Consider the following 22,613-nt stretch of genomic DNA (forward strand, 5'->3'; position numbering starts at 1 on the left):
ACTATTAGATTTGAAAGAAGAGGGGTACTTATGAAAATTATCGTTGGTTTAGGGAATCCAGGTAAACCTTATGAGCAGACAAGACATAATATTGGCTTTGATGTTATTGATGCATTAGCTGAAAAATGGGGTACACCTTTAACTAATTCAAAGTTTAACGGTATGTACGCAACGGTACATCGTCCTGAAGGAAAGGTTCTACTTGTTAAACCTTTAACATATATGAATTTATCAGGGGAATGTGTTGGTCCCCTTATGAACTATTTTGATATTGATGTGGAAGAGTTAATTGTTATTTATGACGATTTAGATTTAGAAACAGGTAAATTACGCCTGCGTCAAAAAGGTAGTGCAGGTGGACATAATGGTATTAAATCATTAATTCAGCATTTAGGCACGCAAGAATTTAATCGCATCCGTGTTGGGGTTAATCGCCCGCCAGCTGGTATGAAGGTAGCAGATTACGTGTTATCGAAATTCTCAAAAGAAGATCAAGCTGTCGTTGGGGACGCTATTGAAAAGTGTGTAAATGCTGTAGAAGCATCTCTTTCAAAGCCATTTCTTGATGTGATGAATCACTTTAACGGGTAACCATTAGTTAAAGTTTAATGTGGATATTACAGTTGTCTAGGATGACAATTTAACTTCTTTCAGCAAATGTCTTTTGTAGCGAAAGCGAAGCGTCAGCTACAAATGTCTTTTGTACCGATAGCGTAGCGACAGGTACAGAAGTCTCCAACCTCTGTAGCTGGTGAGATGAATGCGGATTTAAGCTACTTTTCGTGTCCAAACACCCGCTGAAAGAAGTTAAAGCCTCTGGCGGATGTCATGTTTTTTCCTGTGATTACAGCTAACTAAATTGTATCGTATAGTCTTTAACACAATGCAAAAACTATTCTCTATTTTGAAGAAACAATACGCTAAGGCAAAATTGAAAGTGCATAATCTTTTTTGGAAATGTCTATACTTTAAGTAGTAAGTTGCTTAAAGGAGGATGATTTGGAGATGTCAGTTCGCTATCGATGTCGGCATTGTGAAGTAGAAATAGGGACGCTACCATTTGATGCAGATGATACAATTCGAAAACTGCATATTTTAGAATTGGGTGAAGCGGATGATTATGTTGAGAAAGATCGACATGGACAAACGACTGTGCACTGCATTTGTGAGCAATGTGAGGATTCGCTGAGACAATATCCAGATTATCACGCACTCAATAAATGGATTCAATAATTGGAAGGATGCTTTGGCGCACATCGCGTGCGTTCAAAGCTTTTTCCGTTTAAAAAATAATAAAATAAAGATGCGTATTATAGTACTAGATTACTAGTAATGGCGAATAGAATTATGCGCTGAAAGGAGCTTTTGACTTTGGAAGTTTTACGACAGCTTGTGACGCAGGACAAACATATCACATCATTTTTACAGGAGATTCAGAGCGGTCATACTGCATCACAGCTTATTACAGGATTAACTGGAAGCGCGCGCCCGGTAATGGTCGATGCGTTATTTGAATATGTAAAAAAACCTATCTATATTGTATCTCCTAACCTATTGCAGGCACAAAAAATGGCCGACGAGCTTGTGGGACTTTTAGGTGAGGAGCATGTTCATTATTATCCTGCCGATGAGTTTATTGCCGCAGATTTGTCTGTTGCCTCTCCAGAGTTACGTGCTGAGCGTATTGCAACCCTTGATTGCCTAGCTAGAGGTGAAAAAGCTGTTTATGTGATACCAGTTGCGGGCTTACGCAAAATAATGCAGCCTAAGGGGCATTGGCTACAATATTTTTTACAAATAGCAGTAGGTGAGGAAATTCAAATTGATGAATGGCTGCAAACGTTAGTAGAGATGGGCTACGTACGTAATTCAATGGTGACTACACCTGGAGAATTCGCGCTACGTGGCGGCATATTAGATATTTATCCTCCATATCTAGAGTCGCCGATTCGTATAGAGTTATTTGATACCGAAGTGGACTCAATTCGAACATTTTCTGCGGACGATCAACGTTCAATTGATAAATTGCAGAAAGTTCGTATCCTACCCGCGTCAGAAGTTATTTTGACAAAGGAAGAAAGAATGGCATTGGCAGGTCGTTTAGAAGCTGCATTAGCGACAAGCTTAAAGAAAGTCAAAAAACAGGAGACTAAGGAGCTACTGTATCAGCATATTCAATATGATATTGAATTGTTACAGCAAGGGAATTTACCAGACTACGTAAATAAATATGGCTCGTTATTGTATGAGAAAACAGCATATTTGGGAGATTATTTTGCGCATGATGGCATTGTGCTGTTTGATGAGCTCGGACGTATTCAGGAGGTTATGGATGCCTGGGAGCGTGAAGAGGATGAATGGTTTTTATCGCTAATTGAAGAAGGTAAAATGGTGCATGATGTAAAGCCGGCATTCTCTTTGAAAGAAATTCTAGCAATGCTGTCTCAGCAAAAACTATATTTCTCATTATTTTCACGAACATTTGCGGGTGTAACCTTTAATAAGACGACAAACTTTTCTTGTAAACCAATGCAGCAATTCCATGGCCAAATGTCATTATTACAAAGTGAGGTTGAACGCTGGCTACTTGGTAAATTTACAGTACTAATTGTTGCGCGAGATAAAGATCGTGTTAAACGTGTACAGCAAATGCTTGAGGAGTATGATATCCATACGACAATTGGTGATCCGACAGAATCGGGTATTTATATTGTAGATGGCACGTTGTCCAATGGCTTTGAATTACCGCTACAACGTTTGGTGATTGTGACCGAGGATGAACTATTTAAACAACAGGCGAAGAAAAAAGCGCGTCCTCAAAAAATGACCAACGCAGAACGTATTAAAAGCTATACAGAAATTAAACCTGGCGATTATGTTGTACATGTACATCATGGTATTGGTAAATATATTGGTGTAGAAACGTTAGAGGTAAATGGTACACATAAGGATTACTTACACATTCGATACCGCGCAGATGATAAGTTATATGTACCAGTAGAGCAAATAGATTTAATTCAAAAATATGTGGCATCTGAAGACCGTGAACCGAAGCTACATAAACTAGGTGGAGCAGAGTGGAAAAAAGCCAAAGCAAAAGTATCCTCTGCTGTGCAAGATATTGCTGATGATTTAATTAAACTGTATGCGAAACGTGAAGCAGAGAAGGGCCATGCATTTGCGATTGACAACGATGATCAGCGCAATTTTGAGGCTTCATTCCCTTATGAAGAAACAGAAGATCAGCTACGTTCAATTATTGAAGTAAAACGCGATATGGAGCGTGAACGCCCTATGGATCGTCTTGTATGTGGAGACGTAGGGTATGGTAAAACGGAGGTAGCGATTCGTGCTGCATTTAAAGCAATTCAAGATGGCAAGCAAGTAGCGTTCCTTGTGCCGACAACGATTTTAGCGCAGCAACATTACGAAACGATTCGTGAGCGGTTCCAAGACTTTGCTATTAATGTAGGCCTCTTGTCTCGTTTCCGTACAAAAAAAGAGCAAACAGCGACGTTAAAGGGTCTAAAAGAAGGGCAAGTTGATATTGTCATTGGAACGCATCGAATTTTATCTAAAGATTTATTATTCCAAGATCTTGGACTGCTAATTGTTGATGAGGAGCAACGTTTTGGTGTAACGCATAAGGAAAAAATTAAACAACTAAAAACGAATGTTGATGTATTAACGCTAACGGCAACTCCGATTCCAAGAACTCTTCATATGTCGATGGTAGGTGTTCGTGATTTATCGGTAATAGAAACCCCGCCAGCAAACCGTTTCCCTGTGCAAACCTATGTAATGGAGCATAGCGGTGCATTAGTGCGAGAAGCTATTGAGAGAGAAATGGCGCGTGGTGGTCAAGTATTCTACTTATACAATCGTGTAGAAGATATGGCCCGTAAAGTTGATGAAATTCAAATGCTTGTCCCAGAAGCACGTGTTGGGCATGCACACGGTAAAATGACGGAATCAGAATTAGAATCTGTCATATTAGCCTTTTTAGAAGGTGACTATGATGTACTTGTGACGACAACCATTATCGAGACGGGTGTGGATATACCAAATGTGAACACATTGATTGTTCACGATGCTGATCGAATGGGCTTAGCGCAGCTTTATCAATTGCGTGGCCGTGTTGGGCGTTCAAATAGGGTGGCATATGCATACTTTATGTATCAACGTGATAAAGTTCTTACAGATGTGGCTGAGCAACGATTACAGGCGATTAAAGAATTCACAGAGTTAGGTTCAGGCTTTAAAATTGCTATGCGTGACTTATCTATTCGTGGTGCTGGTAACCTACTTGGAGCACAACAGCATGGCTTTATTGATTCTGTCGGTTTTGACTTGTATTCACAAATGCTGGAAGAGGCGATTGCTGAGCGTCAAACAGGTGTGAAAAAAGAAGAGAAGCCTGACATTGAAATTTTATTGAGTGTTGATGCGTATATCCCGGATGTATACATTCCTGACGGCTATCAAAAAATTCAAATGTATAAACGTATTAAAGCAATGGATCAAGTAGAGGAGTACAGCGAAATCATGGAGGAATTAGAGGATCGCTTCGGTGATCTTCCGATTGAAACCGAGCGCTTACTGCGAATTGCACGTATGAAGGTATGGGGCCTAGGTGCAGGCGTAATATCTGTGAAAGAAAAGCAAAAGGTCATCACAATATTGTTGACTGAAGAAGGTACAGCACAAGTTGATGGCGGTAAAGTTGTTGAAGAATCCATGAAATTTGAGCGTGCCGTCGGTTTTGGGATGGATAGTATGCAATTGAAATTAACGATTGATGAACGAAAATGTGGAAAATATCAACCCTTTGATATTTTAGAAGAAATGATGCAAATTATTGCTAAAGCAAAAAAACAGCAATAGAAGAAAAGCTGATCTTACCTCTCGAGGGTAATGATCAGCTTTTCTTGTTTAGTAGGGCTCTTCTGCAAAACGAGAAAAGCTGATTATAGCTCTTAAGGATAATGATCGGCAACGAGCGTCGAAATGTCAAAATTGAATTGGTTATTATCGCTCAATAAATTTTTTCAGAAATCATTTATAGAAATTTGTTCTGTGGTTAATCTAAGATAACAAGTGTTGATTAGGAAAATATAGGTTTATTATTGAGCGATAAAAGGATTTTTTTATTGATATTTTGCTTATGTGTGCCCATTTTTTCTGATTGTAGCGAAGGGCTACTCGAGTGTTCCTGTCGCTTCGCTTTCGTCGCAGAGCAAAGCTTCCCGCGGGAAAGCGAGTAGCCCGTAGCGGAAATCAGCGCCTTCTAATTAATTAGGATGGATAAAAATGGTTAATCAACACACCTGCTAAGATAAGTGATTGAAGTTAAAATTCTACATGCAAAAGTATTTAAAGCACAATTTGGGCTTTCAAGGTTTTTTTAAAAATATTGTTGGCTGTGAAATCCTTTTTCTTCAGTTTTTGCATAGATTGCTTCATAAAAAACCATACTATAGTTGAATAAAAATTTCATTGTAGCGAAAGCGAGGCATTAAGAATGAAGGCAACAGGAATTGTTCGTCGTATTGATGATTTAGGGCGTGTGGTTATTCCAAAAGAAATTCGTAGGACGCTGCGTATTCGTGAGGGTGACCCGCTAGAAATTTATACAGACCGCGAAGGCGAAGTCATTTTAAAGAAATATTCTCCAATAAATGACCTGGGGGAATTTGCAAGAGAATATGTTGAAACATTGTATGAGACATTAGGTACTCCAGCATTTGTAACTGACCGAGATGAAGTAATTGCTGTCTCAGGAATCGGTAAGAAAGAGTATATTAATCGTCGTATTACATCCTTTGCGGAAAGTTTTATGGACGAGCGGTCAACAAAAATAGAAAAAATGGAAACAACTATAGAGATTGTTCCTGGACAATATGAGCAAGTAAAGTCATATTGTGCAACGCCTATTATGGTGAATGGGGATCCAATCGGCTGTATTATCGTTTTATCTAAGGTACATTTTGTCGGTGAGGTTGAAGTAAAAGTTGCGGAAACAGCTGCTAGTTTCTTAGCTAAACAAATGAATAGTTGATAAAAATTTAAAGTTATTGCGCTGACCTTTTAGGCTGAACAATAACTTTTTTTTCGTACATAGTTGTATACAGAATATTTATCCCGCATTAACGGGCAGTAATTTATCTGTACCGAAAGTGGAGAAGTAAGGGGGGAGATCAACTGCCCGTAAAAGCCCGTGAAAACTAATAATCAGTGGAAACCCCCACTGATTAAAATTTCACTTTATGGTGGTGCTATCGAGAGCGTCAAACTTTTGAGGTATGCTATACTATTGGCATTGTTATAGAAGGAAAGAGGGCAATTTATGTCGGAACGTTTTGGCATGAAAAGCTACATGAAGGGCGCGGCCTTACTTACAATTGCTGCTCTTATTGTGAAGGTTCTTAGTGCAATTTATCGTGTGCCTTTTCAAAATCTTGTTGGTGATGAAGGGTTTTATATTTACCAGCAGGTGTATCCAATTATATCTATTTTTGTCGTATGGACATCGAGTGGCTTTGCAGTAGCCATTTCTAAAATGTTAGCAGATAATGATTGTATTTTAGACCCACTGGAGCGAAATCAGAAACGGAGCAGTACTATGCGTATTGTTTTTCGTTATTTAACAGTACTGTCGTTGTTGTTTTTTGCTGTTTTATTTGGAGGTGCTGAAATACTTGCACAGCTCATGGGTGATACTCAACTAGCGCCTTTAATACGGACTGGTTCATTTATAGTGCTTGTCATGCCAGCTCTTGCTATTTTAAAGGGCGGCTTCCAATCAAGAGGCATTATGGAGCCGATTGCTTACGCACAAGTCCTTGAACAGGCTGTTAGAGTATCTGTCATTTTAGCAGGTACATTTATCATTATGACGACGACAAAATCGCTATATAGTGCTGGACAAATGGCCATTATAGGTACAGTCATTGGTGAAGTTGTAGGCTTTTTATTACTTGCGTTTATCTTTAAAAAACGTTTTGGCCTATTTAAAGACAAGAAGCAACAGCAACGTATCGAAAGTTTTCCCGTTATTAAAGAGGTAACATTGCTAAGCTTAAGTGTAAGCATGAGTGGCCTATTATTGTTAGGCTATCAGCTAGTTGATTCCTTTACTATTTATTCACTATTAATCGAAGGTGGAATGGAACAGACGATAGCTAAGGAAACAAAAGGTATTTATGACCGTGGGCAGCCACTGGTACAGCTCGGAGTTGTCATTGCTTCTTCACTTTCACTCGCTATTGTGCCTCTTGTTGCACATATGAACAAAAAACAAGAAGGCCGTAGCGCAATACCGTTTATTCAGCTAACGTATAGAGCGTCTGTATTATTTGGATGGGCAGCATCTCTAGGTTTAATACTCATTATGCCTTATATTAATGCAATGCTCTTTAAAACAGATGCGCTGTCGGAAGTGCTTATGATATATGTGTTACAGATTGTTCCTTTGTCAATTATTTTGACATTTACAGCTATTCTGCAAGGTTATGGAAAATTAAAAAAGCCAGCTTTATTTTTGATTGTAGGTTTTATATTAAAAATAATATTGAATGTGCTGACAATTAATTTATTTGGTGTATTAGGTGCGGCCATTGCTAACAATTTGGGTCTATTGTTTACAGCACTGATGCTTGTTTTCTATTTAAAGAAAATGACGGCTATTCAATTAGCGCCAGCAAGTTTTTACAAAAAAATTGGTGTTGCATCATTCAGCATGGCAGCTGTAATACTAGTTTGGCTACAGTTTGTACCAACGTTATTAAACCAATATCTATCACCTCGATTTGTCGCAGTGATAGCAAGTTTAACGGCCGTGTGTTTAGGAGCATTTGTAATGATTACAGTAATTGCAAAGTTACGAGTGCTTGCTGAAAAAGAGTGGTACTTACTGCCGTTTGGGCGCAGAATGGCTGTTTATCAATTATGGTTAAATCGGAAGAAGTAGGTGGATTGATTGAATACTTTAACAGTTATAGGATTAGGTGCAGGTGACTTTAATCAGCTGCAAATGGGTGTCTATAAAAAATTAAAGGCAGCTAGAAAATTATATGTTCGAACAGTGGATCATCCTGTATTAGATGAATTGTCAACGGAGGGCTTACAATTTGAAAGCTTTGACGGTGTTTATGAAAAATATAATTCATTCCAGCCTGTGTATGAAGAAATTGCAGAAAAGCTTGTGACTGCGGCAGCAATTGAAGATGTGATGTACGCTGTACCAGGACATCCACTTGTTGCAGAGCAGACTGTACAATTGCTTATTGCAGCTGCGGATGAGGGGAAAGTAAATTTAGTCATTGAAGGTGGGCAAAGTTTCTTAGATCCAATTTTTGGCGCGTTGAAAATTGATCCAATTGAGGGCTTTCAACTACTTGATGGCACTAGCTTTTCTATGCATGACATCAACATGCGTCAACATATTTTAATAGCCCAAGTATATGATTCATTCAGTGCATCAGAAGTAAAGCTAACGTTAATGGAGAAATACGATGACGAATACCCTGTTACAGTTGTTACAGCAGCGGGCTCGTCACAGGAAAAGCTGGTGACAGTACCACTTTATGAACTTGACCAAAGCGTTGAGGTGAACAATTTAACAACGGTATATGTACCACCTGTGAAATCACAAGAAGAGGCATTACGAGACTGGACAACCTTCCGTCAAATTATTGCTATTTTACGAGGTCCGAATGGCTGTCCGTGGGATCAAAAGCAAACGCATGAATCGCTGAAAAAGTATTTACTAGAAGAAGCACACGAATATTTGGCAGCAGTGGATGCAGAGGATGACTTTGCGATGATCGAGGAGCTTGGAGATGTACTATTACAAGTATTCCTTCATGCACAAATCGGAGAAGATCAAGGCTACTTTACGTTGGAGGATGTTTTAGCTTCAATTAGTGAAAAAATGATTCGTCGACATCCGCATGTATTTGGAGATGTATCGGTGGAAGATGCAGAGGGAGTTGTAGCCAATTGGGAAGTTATAAAAGCAGAAGAAAAGGGTATAAGTGATAAGCCGCTATTAAAAGAGGAATATCGGGCTTCCTCTGCTCTACAAACAGCGTATAATTATCAAAAAAGAGCTGCAAAGGTAGGATTTGATTGGCCTGATGTGGATGGTGCATGGGACAAGTTTGCAGAGGAGTGGCAGGAATTTCGTCATGAGGTGACGAATGGTACAAATACGTCACGTCTTGATGAATTTGGAGATGTATTGTTCACACTTGTGAATTTAGCACGTTTCTACAAGCTATCTCCAGAAGAGGCTATGTTACATGCGAATGAGAAGTTTGCGAGACGCTTTGGATATGTGGAAGCGAAGGTAAAGGAAAGTGGAAAGCCGTTTTCTGATTATACATTAGAACAATTAGATGCTTTCTGGAATGAAGCGAAGCAGCTAGAAAAGGAGTAAAAATATGCGATTAGATAAATTTTTAAAAGTATCACGTTTAATTAAGCGTCGTACATTAGCAAAAGAAGTGGCAGACCAAGGTCGTATTACGATAAACGGTAAAGTAGCAAAGGCTAGTAGTACTGTTAAAGCAGGCGATGAGCTAGCCATACGTTTTGGGCAAAAAATTGTGACAGCACGTGTAGAAGAATTACGTGATACTGTGAAAAAAGAAGATGCAGCAAAAATGTTTACTATTCTGAAAGAAGAGCGTCTAGAAAAAATTGATCCTGAATTTATTGATGACGAGGACTAATAAAACTTAACAGCACCTTAACAATATATGTAAGAGTCTTCTGAAGTTGTCGCTTTGCTTTTGCTATAAATATGCTGAGTGGGGATAAAAGTGTACAACTTTAATAAAGTTGTCATGCTTTTAAGGTTGTCCGCATAAAGTGAACAGAAGCTAGGACGACTAAAGGAGGAAGAAAATGACGCTACATCAAGAAAGTAATCGTTACACAATTCCATCTGGAGAGCATATTTTAACGATTCGTAATCGTAAAAGAATGGACATGACTTCTGTAAAATCAATTGAACGCTTTGATCAGGAAGAGTTTTTCATCAAGACGTCCCAAGGGCATTTGTTAATCCGTGGAGAGGAACTGCATATCGTTCATTTAGATGTTGACAAAGGGTTATTGACACTCGAAGGAACTGTAAAAACCTTACAGTATGACGAGGAGGAAAGTGGCTTCTCGAAAGGTTTCCTTCATAAATTGTTTGGATGATTGTCAGTGAACAATTTGTTCAGCTATTAGTCATGGTTTTGAGCGGTATAGCAGTCGGGTTCATTATTGATAGTGTAAGGCTCATTGTTTTTTCAACTCCAAAAAGGTCAAGCCTTCGAAGATGGACAATGGTATTTGAATTACTTACTTGGATTCTACTTGGAGGCCTGACATACTATTTATTATTTTGGCTGAAGGATGGCGCTTGGCGGGCTTATGACCCGCTAGCGCAAATAGCCGGAATTTTTTTGTATCAAACGTTTTTTCAAACTTTTTTACGTTTCGTCGCAAGGGTTGTGGTGAATATAACATGGAGACCCTTGTGGTTCATCGTACGAATAATAATTGCTATCATTCGACAAATTTTGAATATATTGATAAATATTGGATCGTTTGTTTTAAGACCTTTTGTCAAAATTTATTCGTATTTGTCCTACACTTTTTTAAAAAAATTCCGATTTATCAAGTATAATAAAAGACAACAATAATTTTCGGAGGTGCGGGCATGACTAGACGTCGTTCATCAAATGATGACCAACAAAACTTTACTAAACTTGATAATGACTATGTCCGTAACACGGATAAAGCTATAAATCGTAAAATGCAAGCGCGGAAACGAAAAATGCGCCGTATTGTCTTTTTTGCGATTGTGCCAGTCGGTATTATTGCCTTTCTCTTCAATATACTTTCGCATCAAAATGAAACGCTAGCTACGAAAGAGCTGAAAAAGGATGAAGCGAATCAGCATCTCTCTGAATTGAATGACGAACGAGATTCATTAAATCTTAAAATTAAACAGTTAGAAGATGATGAATACATCGCGAAGTTATTACGCAAAGATTATTTCTTATCCGAAGAAGGTGAAATTATTTTCATAATACCGGAAGAGAAAGATAAAAAGGACGAAATACCACAAAAGAAAGATAAAAAAGACGACTGAAAAGCTATGTATTGTTGACACTCTTTTTTAGTTATATATAATGAAAAGAGAAACTTATTGCAGTAAAAAGTTTGATTAAATTGATTACATGACTCAAATGAGTCGCTTAATTTTTAAGGAGGAGCATTTTTTTTATGTCAATTGAAGTAGGCAGCAAGGTACAAGGTAAAGTAACAGGAATCACAAATTTTGGAGCATTCGTTGAGCTGCCAGATGGCAAAACAGGCTTAGTACACATCAGTGAAGTTGCTGACAATTATGTAAAAGATATCAATGAGCATCTAAAAGTTGGAGATGAAGTTGAAGTAAAAGTGATGAATGTTGAAGCGGACGGAAAGATCGGTCTTTCAATCCGTAAAGCAAAGCCTCAAGCAGAGAGACCAGAGAGACCAGAGCGTCCAGCACGTCCACGTCGCGATAATCGTTCTAATGATCGCAACGATCGTCATCAGCCAAAAGAGAATTTTGAGCAAAAAATGGCTCGTTTCTTAAAAGATAGTGATGAACGCCTAGCAACACTTAAACGTGCTACAGAGTCAAAACGCGGTGGTCGCGGAGCTAGAAGAGGGTAGTTTGCTGACTGTTTTAATCGTAGAAAAAGTGTATTAAATAGAGTTGGGATTAGCTTTTTAATAAAGCTAATCCCTTTTTTTAACTTATTTCAGCAAATGTCTTATGTATCGAAAGCGTAGCGACAGGTAAAAATGAATGCGGGTCTAAGTTACTTTTCAGCGGGTGTACAAACATCCGCCGAAAGAAGTTAAAGCCTCTGGCGGATGTCACGGAAATCGGAAAGGAGTGCTTAAAAAGGATGTTAGCCTAAAATCATCGCATCCATGCGATAACGGCTAACTGACCTGCATCATGAATCCTTGCATACTTCTCATCTACCTATAAGTCATAATAACAAGGATCTATGAAACTTCCTACAACGTGGATGTCGGTCTTTTTTTCTTTTTAGGAGCTGGCACTGGTGCTTGTTCAGTAGGCGCTTCTGAAGACTTTTCGACTGGGTAAACAACCATTTTGACAAGTAAAAACACACCATATACACTAACCGCTAGTCCAGTGAGGAGTAAAAAAATTTGTACAGCAAATGGTAAATTAATAAGAATGGATACGAGAATAATCATAGAGCCACTTCCACAAATTAAAGCAGCTTTTGTTAATGAACTCAAAGGAAATAAACCTCCTAGTTTACAGATTTTCCAAACGAGAAAGCCCATGCAGGGTGTAGCCCGTCTTTAGACATGGGATGAAAGTGAGGTCAGACAAGAGGTACCTTAATTGTCTGAAAGGGTGTTATACTTCATGTATAGACAAGTAAAAGTCTATAAAATACGCTCGTTCATTGAAAATTGGATATTGTATAAGGTTCGATAGCCTAATTCATGCTATCGGTAAAACAATATGTGTCGTCATGAAAAAGACGCTAAAACATATCGAACGAACCAACTATACGCTATGGTAACAGTAGCGTAGCCCTATCTGCTATATGCACTGGATAGGGAGAGGTAATGGGATACCCCAATCTTGAGAGCTGTTCAAAACAGAAATGGACTGCGAACGCTTAGTTACTCAGGAATCCCACTGACATTAGTCAGCTTGTCCCTTTATGGGTGGGAGTCTCAAACGTTCTTTTCATTATTAGTATGCCATATTTTTTGCCTCATCACCATATGGGTGATTTCCGTTCCGACAGGGCGCTTTCATGGGCCGCTTGGGCAACAAATGTTTTTTGTGCGAAAGCAACAACAACACGATGTTGGTCACGAAGTTTATTTTTGTAGACAGAAAAAAACAAAGTAAATATGGCATTTCTAGTATGCTTATAATTTAAAAGGCTGCTGCACTATTCTATTAACCGCAAAAAAATAGGCGCCTCAGAAATAATTCTGAGACGCCTATTTGAGATGACCCCTACGGGATTCGAACCCGTGTTACCGCCGTGAAAGGGCGGTGTCTTAACCACTTGACCAAGGGGCCTACTATGGTGGCGGCCGAGGGGATCGAACCCCCGACCTTACGGGTATGAACCGTACGCTCTAGCCAGCTGAGCTAGGCCGCCGTGACAATTATGGAGCGGAAGACGAGGTTCGAACTCGCGACCCCCACCTTGGCAAGGTGGTGTTCTACCACTGAACTACTTCCGCATTTCGTTTTAAGCAACAAGATAAATAATACAAGCCATTGTTCCTAACGTCAAGTAGTTTTTTGAAAAAAATTAATAAAAATATATAGTTTTATTAATTATTTAAAGATTTGCTAACAAAAAGAGGGAGTATTATCTTTTGATAGCTCATCACCATAACGTGTGGTTGATTTCCGTTTCGACTAGGCGCTTTGTAGCTGCCGCTTTGCTTTCGCTACAGAAAACATTTGCCGCTGACGCTTCGCTTTCGCGCAGATAAAACATTGTTGCTGCCGCTACGCTTTCGCACAGAAAACATCCGCTTCGCTGCAGGGTCTCGTCTGTGACGCTAATCCCCAAGGAGTCGCCCGGTCGGAACGAAGATCAACTCTTATCAAAGGTGTTTGGACTCACTGAAAAGGAACCACATCTTCACCCATCTCACCACCTTCAAAGGTAGGAGTCTTCTACTGAATGAAGATAAATGGCATACGTTTTAACAAATGTTATCCACAAATTTTGGTGATGATCCCTTTTAATGGGGAATTTATCAAACTTTTTGTTCTTAAGTAGAAAAGTATCAGCATAACTGCTGACTATAGTATTTTGACGAAATAGGGAACATCGATCAATGAAAAAGAAAAGGTAGAAAGGGCACTAGACCTCTCATGGCATAGATTTTGTAACGTATCTTATGTAACGACAGTGGAACTGATTTGCGTAAATTTTCGGAATTTTAAAAACTAATTACATAGAAAGCGATGTTTCTAAGCTTGTACAGCTTATCGTTTTTGTAGAAATTGTTGCCATTTCTCGTATTTATGTATATGTATTCGTCGAAATCTTTATATTTTTTTTAGTCACAGTCAGACAATCTTTCCGCACATAATTTTTTATAATAGCCAAAAGTGCAGAAAGGGGATAGTGAAATGACGAGTATTGAATGGTATAACACAGCAAATGTAGATGACCAAAAATTAGGAGCTAAGAAAAGGCAATTGCTGATCGGCTCTCTATTTTTTTTAACATCCTTTTTTTTAGCTCAGTCTGTTGTATTTGAAGCGGCTGTACCTTTCTCAGTTCCTTTTTGGGCAATTATTCGAACGAAGTATAAGGAATATGCCAAATATGTTTTGTTTGGTGGTTTAATAGGGTGTTTTTTTCTTGGCTTTGGACAAGTCTTCATTTTAGCGTTGCAAATCGCTATGTATGAATGTATTATGCGCTTCCGCTATTGGCAGCTACCACAAAGTATTGCAGTCTCTTTAGCGGTACTGCTTGTACAGATGATGTGGCAAGGGGTTATGTATCAAGGCTTACCACCGGTGCTTGTACAATTTTATGTAGGTTGTGAAGCAGCTTTAGCTCTTACTATGACGCTGTTTATGCAAGTGTTGTTTGTTAATTCTTATGAATGGTTTACGAGTCATTGGACATATGAGAAGCTAGGCTCTGGATTAGTTGTATTTGCTGCTATACTTACAGGAATGCAAGCAGTTGTCATTAGCTATTTTTCACTCCCTATTTTTTTGTTACAACTATTAATTTGCTTCGGAGCATTAGTAGGAAGTGTACCATTAGCGACGGTAATTGGAGCCGTGCTCGGGGCTCTCATAGGTGTTGCAAAACTATCATTTACAGGTATGCTGTCTGTAGCAACTTTAACGGGGTTGTGTGCAGGGATGGGGGCTCGTGCTGGAAGATTTGGTGTAGCAATTGGCAGCATTTTGCCTAGTGTGTTTTTTTTATTTTACGATGCAACATTGCCATTAGATAGTGTTTATTTTACATCGATTGCTATTGGGAGTATTGTTTTTCTAACTATCCCGAAAAAATATTCTGATAAGGTGCGGGGCAAGCTGTTTCCGCAGCGTGAGGAGGTCTTGCTTGCCCGTCAAAATTGGTTAACAGAGCATGTTACGTATAAACTAGAGCATTTTCAGCATTTTGTACAATTTATGAAGGAGCTTGTATTTGAGCGCTTTATGACGGCCCCGGTAGAAGAGGTAAAGGAAGTGTCACCAATGAATACATGTTTAAGCTGCTTCCGCTATGATCGCTGCTGGGGAGCGCAAAGTAACGGCATGGACAAGCTTATGACGGACTGGTTTCATATGAAAGGCGTTGGAAAGGAATCCGCTATTCATCGTGTCGAAGAACAAATACGCTATAAATGTGTGAAATCAGCGAAAATTTTTGAAGAATTAGAAACAGAGCTGTATAGAGAGCGCATTAATGGACAGTATTTTCATGGTAAGAAAATGATTGCACTTCAGCTGCGTGATATGAGTAATCATCTAAATCAATTAATAGCGGAGATGAAAGAAGAGACTATTTCATTCGTCAGTGTAGAAAAGGACATTACGCAACGATTAAAAGATGCGCATATTGAATGTTTTCAACTAGATGTACTAAGCAATAAGCCCGGAGCACGAAAAATTGTCTGTGCCTTATCACCAGCACGTGTCGATTGGGAGGAAGACACGACATTAGCTGAACGGATGATACTGCCAATTTTATACGATATTTTTGAAGAACCATTTGAAATTGAAAAAGTAGTAGCATGTGATATACCGTTTCGTCACATTCAAGTAAGCTTTAGATCAGCTATTAGCTTTGAAGTAGAGTATGATATATATAGCATGTCTAAAGATGCGACGTTATATTCAGGTGACTCCCATGCATTATTTCAATTACATCCTGGACTATTTGCAATTTTATTGTCAGATGGTATGGGGCAGAGTAAAGAAGCACAGCATGAAAGTAGAAAATTGATACATTTAATGCGGGAATGCTTAAATTACAATATGAACCCAGAAACTGCGATGCATACGTTGCATTATGTCATGTCTTTAAAACAACAAAATGATATGTATGCAACGCTTGATTTTGCCCTTGTCGATTTACAACACGGTGATTTATGGTCGTGGAAGGCCGGGGGGATGTCTACGTATATTTTACGTGGAAAAGAGGTGCTGAAGGTTGAAAGCAATGCAGCGCCTGTAGGGTTTTTATCCATTTCGGCAGTCGAGGCTGAAAAAAGAAAGCTTAAAGCGGGCGATGTAATTTTGATGCACTCTGATGGATTATTTTCAAGTGTTGATGATTGGGACGAGCAGGAGGAGGCATTTTTAGCGTATGCACAACAGGTAGCAGGCACTACTAAATCTATACAGGAAAAACTAACAACGATTATGCAATCTTTCCAATCTTACTATGACATTGACGACGATTGCACTGTATTGATGCTGGAGGTTACGCATGTTGTACCTACATGGGCTGTGTTTAGACCAGTTCAACATTCTATGAGCAAATCATCATAATAGAAAACGAAAAGGGGAGGAGAAGCGTTTGTCACTTGAATTAAAGGTCAAATTATTTATTGAAAAAGAGCAATTATTACAACAAGACGACCATCTTCTCGTCGCCGTTTCGGGTGGAGTAGATTCAATGGCTTTACTCCATTATTTTGTCAAAGCAAAAGGACAATGGGGAATTACAGTAGAAGCCATACATGTTGATCATATGTTAAGAGGTGAAGAATCTGCTGAGGATAGAGCCTTTGTTCAAAAATATTGTGATGAGCATGGTGTATACTTACATGCAAAGGCTATTCCAATACCAGAAATCATGGCTTTAGAGAATGGAAATACACAGCTTATTTGTCGTAGAGAACGGTATCAATATTTTAAAGAGGTCATGCAAAAAACAAATGCTAGCAAGCTTGTAACTGCACATCATGCGGACGACCAACTGGAGTCAGTATTAATGGCCCTGACAAAAAATGCAACGATAAATAGTATGCAAGGTATACGTTCACAACGTTTTTTTAAAGGGAAATCATTAATTCGTCCGTTTTTAACGGTTACAAAGTCCGAAATTAGGGAATATTTACTTAAACAAGGTTTGGATTATCGGGAAGACGCTAGCAATTCTAAAGACACCTATGTACGCAATCGTTTTAGACATCATGTGGTGCCTTTATTGGAGGCAGAAAACCCAAGAGTAACAGAGCAGGTGACCCATTTTACAAAGCAATTGCAAGAAGATGATGCCTATTTAATGACATTAGCGGAGGATGTATTTTCTAGAACAGTAAAAAGAATAGCCGGAAATACATATAGCATGGAAATTGAAGCTTTTCAATTGGTACCACTTGCTTTACAAAGGAGGCTCATTTTAATACTATTAAACTATATTTACAAAGATTCAAATACGATACAAAGTTATGCTTTATTGACTTCAATTTCAAAGCTTTGTGATACGATAGCTGGGAATGCCGAGGTTCACTTGCCAGAAGGTTTTATAGCAGTTCGCCGTTACGGAAAGTTAATGATTCAGAAGAAAGACCCATTAGAAGGTCAAGCTTCTCTTGAGAAAAAGATTATTGCGACTGCTAATGGGTGGACAACACTGGCAAATGGTGAACGTTTATGCGTAGTCAAGTTGCCTGATTTATCATCTGAAATGCTAACGGATACTGCACAAATTTTTTATTTTAACGCTAGCAAACTCAAACTTCCACTCTATGTTAGGGTACGTAAGGAAGGGGACAGAATGCTGTTAAAAGGAATGGATCAGCCAAAACGCTTATCTCGCCTTTTTATAGATGAAAAGATTCCTTTAAATGAGCGAAATAGCTGGCCGTTACTGATTTCTCAATATGATGAGGTCGTAGCGGTAATTGGTGTGCGTATGGGAATGCTTTTTTCAACCACTCCACAACCAAACGATGATACAGTGCTCATCGTAGACTAAGGTCTTTGTAAAATTTCACAGCAAATGGTTGAAAAATTTTTTATACACACGAGGAGGAATCGATATGTTACAAAATGACATCGAAAAAGTTATGATTACAGAAGAACAATTGCAAGAAAGAATCGCTGATTTAGGTGCACAATTGACAGCGGAATACAAAGATTCATTCCCGCTAGCTGTTGGTGTTCTAAAAGGGGCAATGCCTTTTATGACAGACTTGATGAAACGTTTCGATTCTTTCATTGAGCTAGACTTTATGGATGTTTCTAGCTATGGCAATGCCACAGTTTCGTCAGGCGAAGTAAAGATTCTAAAGGATTTAAATACAAGCGTTGAGGGGCGTGACGTATTAATTATCGAGGATATCATTGATAGCGGCTTAACTTTAAGCTATTTAGTAGACCTATTTAAATACCGCAAAGCAAAATCCATCAAAATCGTTACATTGTTAGATAAACCATCAGGTCGTAAAGTAAACTTAGCTGCTGATTATGTTGGTTTTGAAGTTCCAGACGGTTTTGTTGTAGGATATGGTTTAGATTACGCAGAAAAATATCGTAATTTACCATATATCGGCATTTTAAAGCCAGCAGTCTATTCTTTCTAACGAGTAAGAAGTTAACGAAAGAACACCAGTTATGAAAAGTGAAAACCTTTAGCGAAGGTCATAGATTTTTTTCTCATCACCAAAGGTTAGGGATGAGATTTGTTAAAACGTTTGCCATGTATATAAGTTGATTGGAGTGAGGCTGGCGACTTTTGGGGGTCAGCGTCACAGATGAGGAAAAGCATCACGTCCTGTGATAACACCTTCGTGACCAACGCCCTGCTGCTTCGCTTTCGCGCAAAAAACATCTATTGCCCTAGCGGCTCATCGGACGCCCTCAGGAAAGAAAAGCGCTCAGTCGGAACGGAAATCAACCGTATGGGAATGAACTTTTTTTAACATAATTCAAAAATCTAGGCACATTGTTCAACTGTATCAAGATAAAGTAACTGGTACAGCTACGCTGGGATATAGTTAAATAAATGCATAAATATGTTTCGATTTCGACAAAAATCGGACGAAACTTTTTTAAAGTAGGGCTTTTCGTTGTATGATGAAATCATGATATGTTAAGATTTTACTTATAATTTTTCTGTTTGTAATGAGGAGGCTGGAGATGAATCGAATATTTCGATATACCATATTCTATTTACTGATTTTCTTAGTGATTATCGGTATTTTTGGTACTTTCAATGGTGGTAACGCACCAACGAAAGAGTTATCTTATTATGAGTTCCAAGAAGCTCTAGATAAGAAAGAAATAACAAGTGCTACAATTCAACCTGATAAATCAGTTTACATCGTAGAAGGTACACTGAAGGGTTATGAAAAAGGGGAAAGCTTTACTGCAAACCTCCCTCGTGATAACCAATCTTTAATGGAACGCATCGATGAGGCTGCTAAGGATAAGAATAGTAATATTAAATATTTAACAGCACCAGAAACAAGTGGATGGATTCAGTTCTTTACAGGGATTATTCCTTTCATCATTATCATTTTCTTATTCTTCTTCCTAATGAGTCAATCTCAAGGTGGCGGTAATAAAGTGATGAGCTTTGGTAAAAGTAAAGCTAAACTTTATGACGACCAGAAGAAAAAAGTTCGTTTTACAGATGTAGCGGGTGCTGATGAAGAGAAAGCTGAGCTTGTAGAGGTTGTTGATTTCTTAAAAGATCACCGCAAATTTACTGAAATAGGTGCTCGTATTCCAAAGGGTATCTTACTCGTAGGTCCTCCTGGTACAGGTAAAACATTACTTGCACGAGCAGTGGCGGGTGAAGCAGGCGTACCATTCTTCTCGATTTCAGGTTCTGACTTCGTAGAAATGTTTGTCGGTGTCGGTGCATCACGTGTTCGTGACTTATTTGAAAATGCAAAGAAAAACGCACCGTGTATCATCTTTATTGATGAGATTGATGCAGTAGGTCGTCAACGTGGCGCAGGTCTTGGTGGTGGCCATGACGAGCGTGAACAAACATTGAACCAATTGTTAGTTGAAATGGATGGTTTCGGGGCAAACGAAGGTATTATTATTATCGCTGCAACAAACCGCCCAGATATTTTAGATAAAGCGTTATTACGTCCTGGTCGATTTGACCGTCAAATTACAGTAGGACATCCTGATGTAAAAGGTCGTGAAGCAATTCTAAAAGTACATGCGCGCAACAAACCTTTATCAGATACAGTGGATTTAGCAGCTGTTGCACAACGTACACCAGGTTTCTCAGGTGCCGATTTAGAGAACTTGTTAAATGAAGCAGCACTTGTGGCTGCTCGTAAAAGCAAACGTACAATTAATATGGCAGATATCGATGAGGCATCTGACCGAGTAATTGCTGGTCCAGCAAAAGCTAGCCGCGTTTACTCAGCGAAAGAGAAGAAACTTGTAGCCTTCCATGAAGCTGGGCACGTAGTTGTTGGTTTAGAGTTAGATGAAGCAGATACAGTACACAAAGTAACAATCGTCCCTCGTGGCCAAGCTGGAGGTTACGCGATTATGTTACCGAAGGAAGAACGTTTCTTCACAACAAAACAAGAGTTACTAGACCGTATTGCAGGACTTCTTGGTGGTCGTGTGGCGGAGGAAATCGTACTTGGTGAAGTATCTACCGGGGCACATAACGACTTCCAAAAGGTAACTAGTATTGCGCGTGCCATGGTCACTGAATATGGTATGAGTGAAAATCTTGGTGCAATGCAGTTTGGGTCAAGTCAGGGTGGTAATGTATTCCTAGGTCGTGACTTTAATTCAGATCAAAACTATTCTGATTCAGTCGCTTATGAAATTGATAAAGAAATGCAAAAAATTATTGATTCACAATATGAGCGTACTAAACGAATCCTAACTGAAAAACGTGGATTACTTGATTTAGTTGCTAACACATTGATGAAAAAAGAAACATTGAATGCGCAAGAAATCGAACATTTACGTGATCACGGTGTCTTACCGGAACCAGAGGCTGAAACGGTTGTAGAAGAAGCTCCCAAAGCTGAAGCTCAACCAACATTAGATGTAGTTGGTGAACCAGTTGTTAAAAAAGAATTGCTTAACAATGAGCCGAATCCAACAACAGCTGATTTACCTAAAGAGGGCAGAGAGCCAAATGATACACCAAAAGGTATCGATGAAAAGCGTGATTAATATGGGAAAGACTGTTTACGATTTTAGTAAGCAGTCTTTTTCTTTGCCTTTTTTCAGTATTAGGTATTAGGATATAGATATTATCTTACGCAAATGCGTAATAGAGGCTCTATAAGATTTTTAACAAGTGTTAAATAGAGCCAAAACAGATAGGAGTGTTGAAATGTGGGAAACGTAACATTGAATAATGGTCTAGAAATGCCGTTAATCGGCTATGGCGTCTTTCGAGTACCTGAAGGGGATGACTTGGCTGAAGCGGTAAAAACGGCTATTGCGAAAGGTTACCGTAGCATTGATACTGCGCAAGTATATCGCAATGAAGAAAGTGTTGGGCGAGGTATTCGTGCAGCGATTGACGAGGGCTTAGTAACACGTGAAGAACTATTCGTAACATCAAAGGTTTGGAATGATGGACTCTCCTATGAAGAAACACTTGCAGCTTATGATAGTAGTTTAGCGAAATTAGGATTAGATTATTTAGATTTATATTTAGTTCACTGGCCAGGTATAGATACAAATTATGTTGATGTTTATAAAGCGCTTGAAAAGATCTATCAGGATAAACGTGTACGCTCAGTTGGTGTTAGTAATTTCCATGTTCTCCATTTAGAAAATTTATTAAAGGAAACATCAGTTATTCCTGTTATTAATCAAATTGAATTTCATCCACACTTAATTCAAGAGGAAGTACGTGCATATTGTAAGGAAAAAGGAATACAGGTAGAAGCATGGTCACCACTAATGAATGGTTCTTTGTTGGAAGAAGCACTGATTCAGCAGCTAGCTTCTAAATATGGCAAAACACCAGCACAAATTGTGTTACGCTATGATGTTCAGCATGGTGTAGTAACTATTCCAAAAACAATGACTCCTGCACGTATGACGGAAAATCTAACTGTCTTTGACTTTGCATTAACAGAGGACGAAATGGCTCAGTTAGATGCATTAAATGATGGATTACGTTGCGGACCAGACCCAGAAAAATTTAATTTTAAATAATATGAAAGGAGCTACCTAAGAGGGGTATCTCCTTTCAAATAAATTTCATACAAAAAAGTGAAGTTGATTTCCGTTCCAGGCTACTCGCTTTGTCGCTGACGCTTCGCTTTCGCGCAGAGCAGAGCTTCCTGTGGGCGAGCGTCGAGCCGCTTCCTTCGCTTGCGCTCCGTGCAGGGTCTCGCCTGTCTCGCTTTCCCACGGGAGTCGAGTAGCCTTCCACTCCAATCAGCGGTAGCGTAGAACTTTTATAAAATATTATCCATTTCATAAGTGAATAATATTGCGACCTATAACAGGGAAGTAATTGTAGACCTGTTATTGCTAACGCTACGCTTTCGCACAAAAACACCTTTTGTTGAAGTTTTTTATAACTATAAATAGAGTGCCC

Annotated in this window: 18 protein-coding genes and 3 tRNA genes; 16 read left to right on the forward strand and 5 right to left on the reverse strand. The window is 38.9% G+C overall.

Going from position 1 to position 22,613, the window contains the following annotated elements:
* Positions 1-30 precede the first annotated feature (30 nt).
* The 11 genes from pth (at position 31) to AN161_RS09495 (ending at position 11,721) form a co-directional block, all read left to right on the forward strand.
* Complete coding sequence (gene pth / locus AN161_RS09445; RefSeq protein WP_053594112.1) at positions 31-591, forward strand: aminoacyl-tRNA hydrolase; 561 nt, start codon at positions 31-33, stop codon at positions 589-591.
* A 414-nt stretch (positions 592-1,005) separates the two neighbouring features.
* The gene (locus tag AN161_RS09450) at positions 1,006-1,233 is read left to right on the forward strand and encodes an anti-sigma-F factor Fin (RefSeq protein ID WP_053594113.1); all 228 of its coding nucleotides are present in this window, start codon (positions 1,006-1,008) and stop codon (positions 1,231-1,233) included.
* Between the two features lie 138 nt (positions 1,234-1,371).
* Positions 1,372-4,884, forward strand: a complete 3,513-nt coding sequence (mfd, locus tag AN161_RS09455; protein WP_053594114.1) for a transcription-repair coupling factor — start codon at positions 1,372-1,374, stop codon at positions 4,882-4,884.
* 637 nt (positions 4,885-5,521) lie between these two features.
* The gene (gene spoVT, locus AN161_RS09460) at positions 5,522-6,058 is read left to right on the forward strand and encodes a stage V sporulation protein T (RefSeq protein WP_053594115.1); all 537 of its coding nucleotides are present in this window, start codon (positions 5,522-5,524) and stop codon (positions 6,056-6,058) included.
* 288 nt (positions 6,059-6,346) lie between these two features.
* Positions 6,347-7,969 (forward strand): polysaccharide biosynthesis protein, encoded by a 1,623-nt coding sequence (locus AN161_RS09465; RefSeq protein WP_053594116.1) that lies wholly within the window; start codon positions 6,347-6,349, stop codon positions 7,967-7,969.
* Positions 7,970-7,978: 9 nt separating this feature from the next.
* A complete protein-coding gene (gene mazG, locus AN161_RS09470) occupies positions 7,979-9,439 on the forward strand; it encodes a nucleoside triphosphate pyrophosphohydrolase (RefSeq protein ID WP_053594117.1) in 1,461 nt (486 codons plus the stop codon).
* Between the two features lie 4 nt (positions 9,440-9,443).
* The gene (locus AN161_RS09475) at positions 9,444-9,734 is read left to right on the forward strand and encodes an RNA-binding S4 domain-containing protein (protein ID WP_053594118.1); all 291 of its coding nucleotides are present in this window, start codon (positions 9,444-9,446) and stop codon (positions 9,732-9,734) included.
* Between the two features lie 175 nt (positions 9,735-9,909).
* Complete coding sequence (yabP, locus tag AN161_RS09480) at positions 9,910-10,209, forward strand: sporulation protein YabP (protein ID WP_004229167.1); 300 nt, start codon at positions 9,910-9,912, stop codon at positions 10,207-10,209.
* A complete protein-coding gene (gene yabQ, locus AN161_RS09485; protein ID WP_053594119.1) occupies positions 10,206-10,697 on the forward strand; it encodes a spore cortex biosynthesis protein YabQ in 492 nt (163 codons plus the stop codon). The genes yabP and yabQ overlap by 4 nt, the downstream gene beginning before the upstream one ends.
* A gap of 17 nt (positions 10,698-10,714) precedes the next feature.
* A complete protein-coding gene (locus AN161_RS09490; protein WP_053594120.1) occupies positions 10,715-11,149 on the forward strand; it encodes a septum formation initiator family protein in 435 nt (144 codons plus the stop codon).
* 134 nt (positions 11,150-11,283) lie between these two features.
* Positions 11,284-11,721 carry a S1 domain-containing RNA-binding protein gene (locus tag AN161_RS09495; RefSeq protein WP_008180281.1) on the forward strand — a complete coding sequence of 146 codons (438 nt, stop codon included), beginning with the start codon at positions 11,284-11,286 and terminating at the stop codon, positions 11,719-11,721.
* 354 nt (positions 11,722-12,075) lie between these two features.
* On the opposite strand, the gene AN161_RS09500 is transcribed toward AN161_RS09495, so the two are convergent.
* From AN161_RS09500 to AN161_RS28730, 5 genes are all read right to left on the reverse strand, one after another.
* On the reverse strand, positions 12,076-12,327 hold the full coding sequence (locus tag AN161_RS09500) for a hypothetical protein (RefSeq protein WP_053594121.1): 252 nt from the start codon (positions 12,325-12,327) through the stop codon (positions 12,076-12,078).
* Between the two features lie 736 nt (positions 12,328-13,063).
* A tRNA-Glu gene (locus AN161_RS09505) sits at positions 13,064-13,135 on the reverse strand.
* A 5-nt stretch (positions 13,136-13,140) separates the two neighbouring features.
* Positions 13,141-13,217: transfer RNA gene (locus AN161_RS09510), tRNA-Met, on the reverse strand.
* Positions 13,218-13,227: 10 nt separating this feature from the next.
* Positions 13,228-13,302: transfer RNA gene (locus AN161_RS09515), tRNA-Gly, on the reverse strand.
* Positions 13,303-13,451: 149 nt separating this feature from the next.
* Positions 13,452-13,640 carry a hypothetical protein gene (locus AN161_RS28730; RefSeq protein ID WP_143114703.1) on the reverse strand — a complete coding sequence of 63 codons (189 nt, stop codon included), beginning with the start codon at positions 13,638-13,640 and terminating at the stop codon, positions 13,452-13,454.
* 569 nt (positions 13,641-14,209) lie between these two features.
* On the opposite strand from AN161_RS28730, the gene AN161_RS09520 reads away from it, so the two are divergent.
* From AN161_RS09520 to AN161_RS09540, 5 genes are all read left to right on the forward strand, one after another.
* Entirely contained in the window at positions 14,210-16,603 is a 2,394-nt protein-coding gene (locus AN161_RS09520) for a SpoIIE family protein phosphatase (RefSeq protein WP_053594122.1), read from the forward strand.
* Positions 16,604-16,631: 28 nt separating this feature from the next.
* Entirely contained in the window at positions 16,632-18,038 is a 1,407-nt protein-coding gene (gene tilS / locus AN161_RS09525; RefSeq protein WP_053594123.1) for a tRNA lysidine(34) synthetase TilS, read from the forward strand.
* Positions 18,039-18,102: 64 nt separating this feature from the next.
* Positions 18,103-18,645: a hypoxanthine phosphoribosyltransferase gene (hpt, locus tag AN161_RS09530; protein ID WP_053594124.1), complete on the forward strand. Its 543-nt coding sequence runs from the start codon at positions 18,103-18,105 to the stop codon at positions 18,643-18,645.
* A gap of 556 nt (positions 18,646-19,201) precedes the next feature.
* Positions 19,202-21,226, forward strand: coding sequence for an ATP-dependent zinc metalloprotease FtsH (ftsH, locus tag AN161_RS09535; RefSeq protein ID WP_053594125.1), 2,025 nt, complete (start codon positions 19,202-19,204; stop codon positions 21,224-21,226).
* A 165-nt stretch (positions 21,227-21,391) separates the two neighbouring features.
* The gene (locus AN161_RS09540; RefSeq protein ID WP_082340016.1) at positions 21,392-22,225 is read left to right on the forward strand and encodes an aldo/keto reductase; all 834 of its coding nucleotides are present in this window, start codon (positions 21,392-21,394) and stop codon (positions 22,223-22,225) included.
* Positions 22,226-22,613: the final 388 nt, after the last annotated feature.

The sequence above is a fragment of the Lysinibacillus sp. FJAT-14222 genome (assembly GCF_001278875.1).
In the GTDB taxonomy this organism is placed as follows: Bacteria; Bacillota; Bacilli; order Bacillales_A; family Planococcaceae; genus Lysinibacillus; species Lysinibacillus agricola.

What these genes read in the sequence shown, in the direction of transcription:
- yabQ (WP_053594119.1), top strand. Translation starts at nt 10,206, where the DNA reads ATGATTGTCAGTGAACAATTTGTTCAGCTATTAGTCATGGTTTTGAGC.
- AN161_RS09475 (WP_053594118.1), top strand. Translation starts at nt 9,444, where the DNA reads ATGCGATTAGATAAATTTTTAAAAGTATCACGTTTAATTAAGCGTCGT.
- AN161_RS09450 (WP_053594113.1), top strand. Translation starts at nt 1,006, where the DNA reads ATGTCAGTTCGCTATCGATGTCGGCATTGTGAAGTAGAAATAGGGACG.
- hpt (WP_053594124.1), top strand. Translation starts at nt 18,103, where the DNA reads ATGTTACAAAATGACATCGAAAAAGTTATGATTACAGAAGAACAATTG.
- spoVT (WP_053594115.1), top strand. Translation starts at nt 5,522, where the DNA reads ATGAAGGCAACAGGAATTGTTCGTCGTATTGATGATTTAGGGCGTGTG.
- yabP (WP_004229167.1), top strand. Translation starts at nt 9,910, where the DNA reads ATGACGCTACATCAAGAAAGTAATCGTTACACAATTCCATCTGGAGAG.
- ftsH (WP_053594125.1), top strand. Translation starts at nt 19,202, where the DNA reads ATGAATCGAATATTTCGATATACCATATTCTATTTACTGATTTTCTTA.
- pth (WP_053594112.1), top strand. Translation starts at nt 31, where the DNA reads ATGAAAATTATCGTTGGTTTAGGGAATCCAGGTAAACCTTATGAGCAG.
- AN161_RS09495 (WP_008180281.1), top strand. Translation starts at nt 11,284, where the DNA reads ATGTCAATTGAAGTAGGCAGCAAGGTACAAGGTAAAGTAACAGGAATC.
- AN161_RS09520 (WP_053594122.1), top strand. Translation starts at nt 14,210, where the DNA reads ATGACGAGTATTGAATGGTATAACACAGCAAATGTAGATGACCAAAAA.
- AN161_RS09465 (WP_053594116.1), top strand. Translation starts at nt 6,347, where the DNA reads ATGTCGGAACGTTTTGGCATGAAAAGCTACATGAAGGGCGCGGCCTTA.
- AN161_RS09490 (WP_053594120.1), top strand. Translation starts at nt 10,715, where the DNA reads ATGACTAGACGTCGTTCATCAAATGATGACCAACAAAACTTTACTAAA.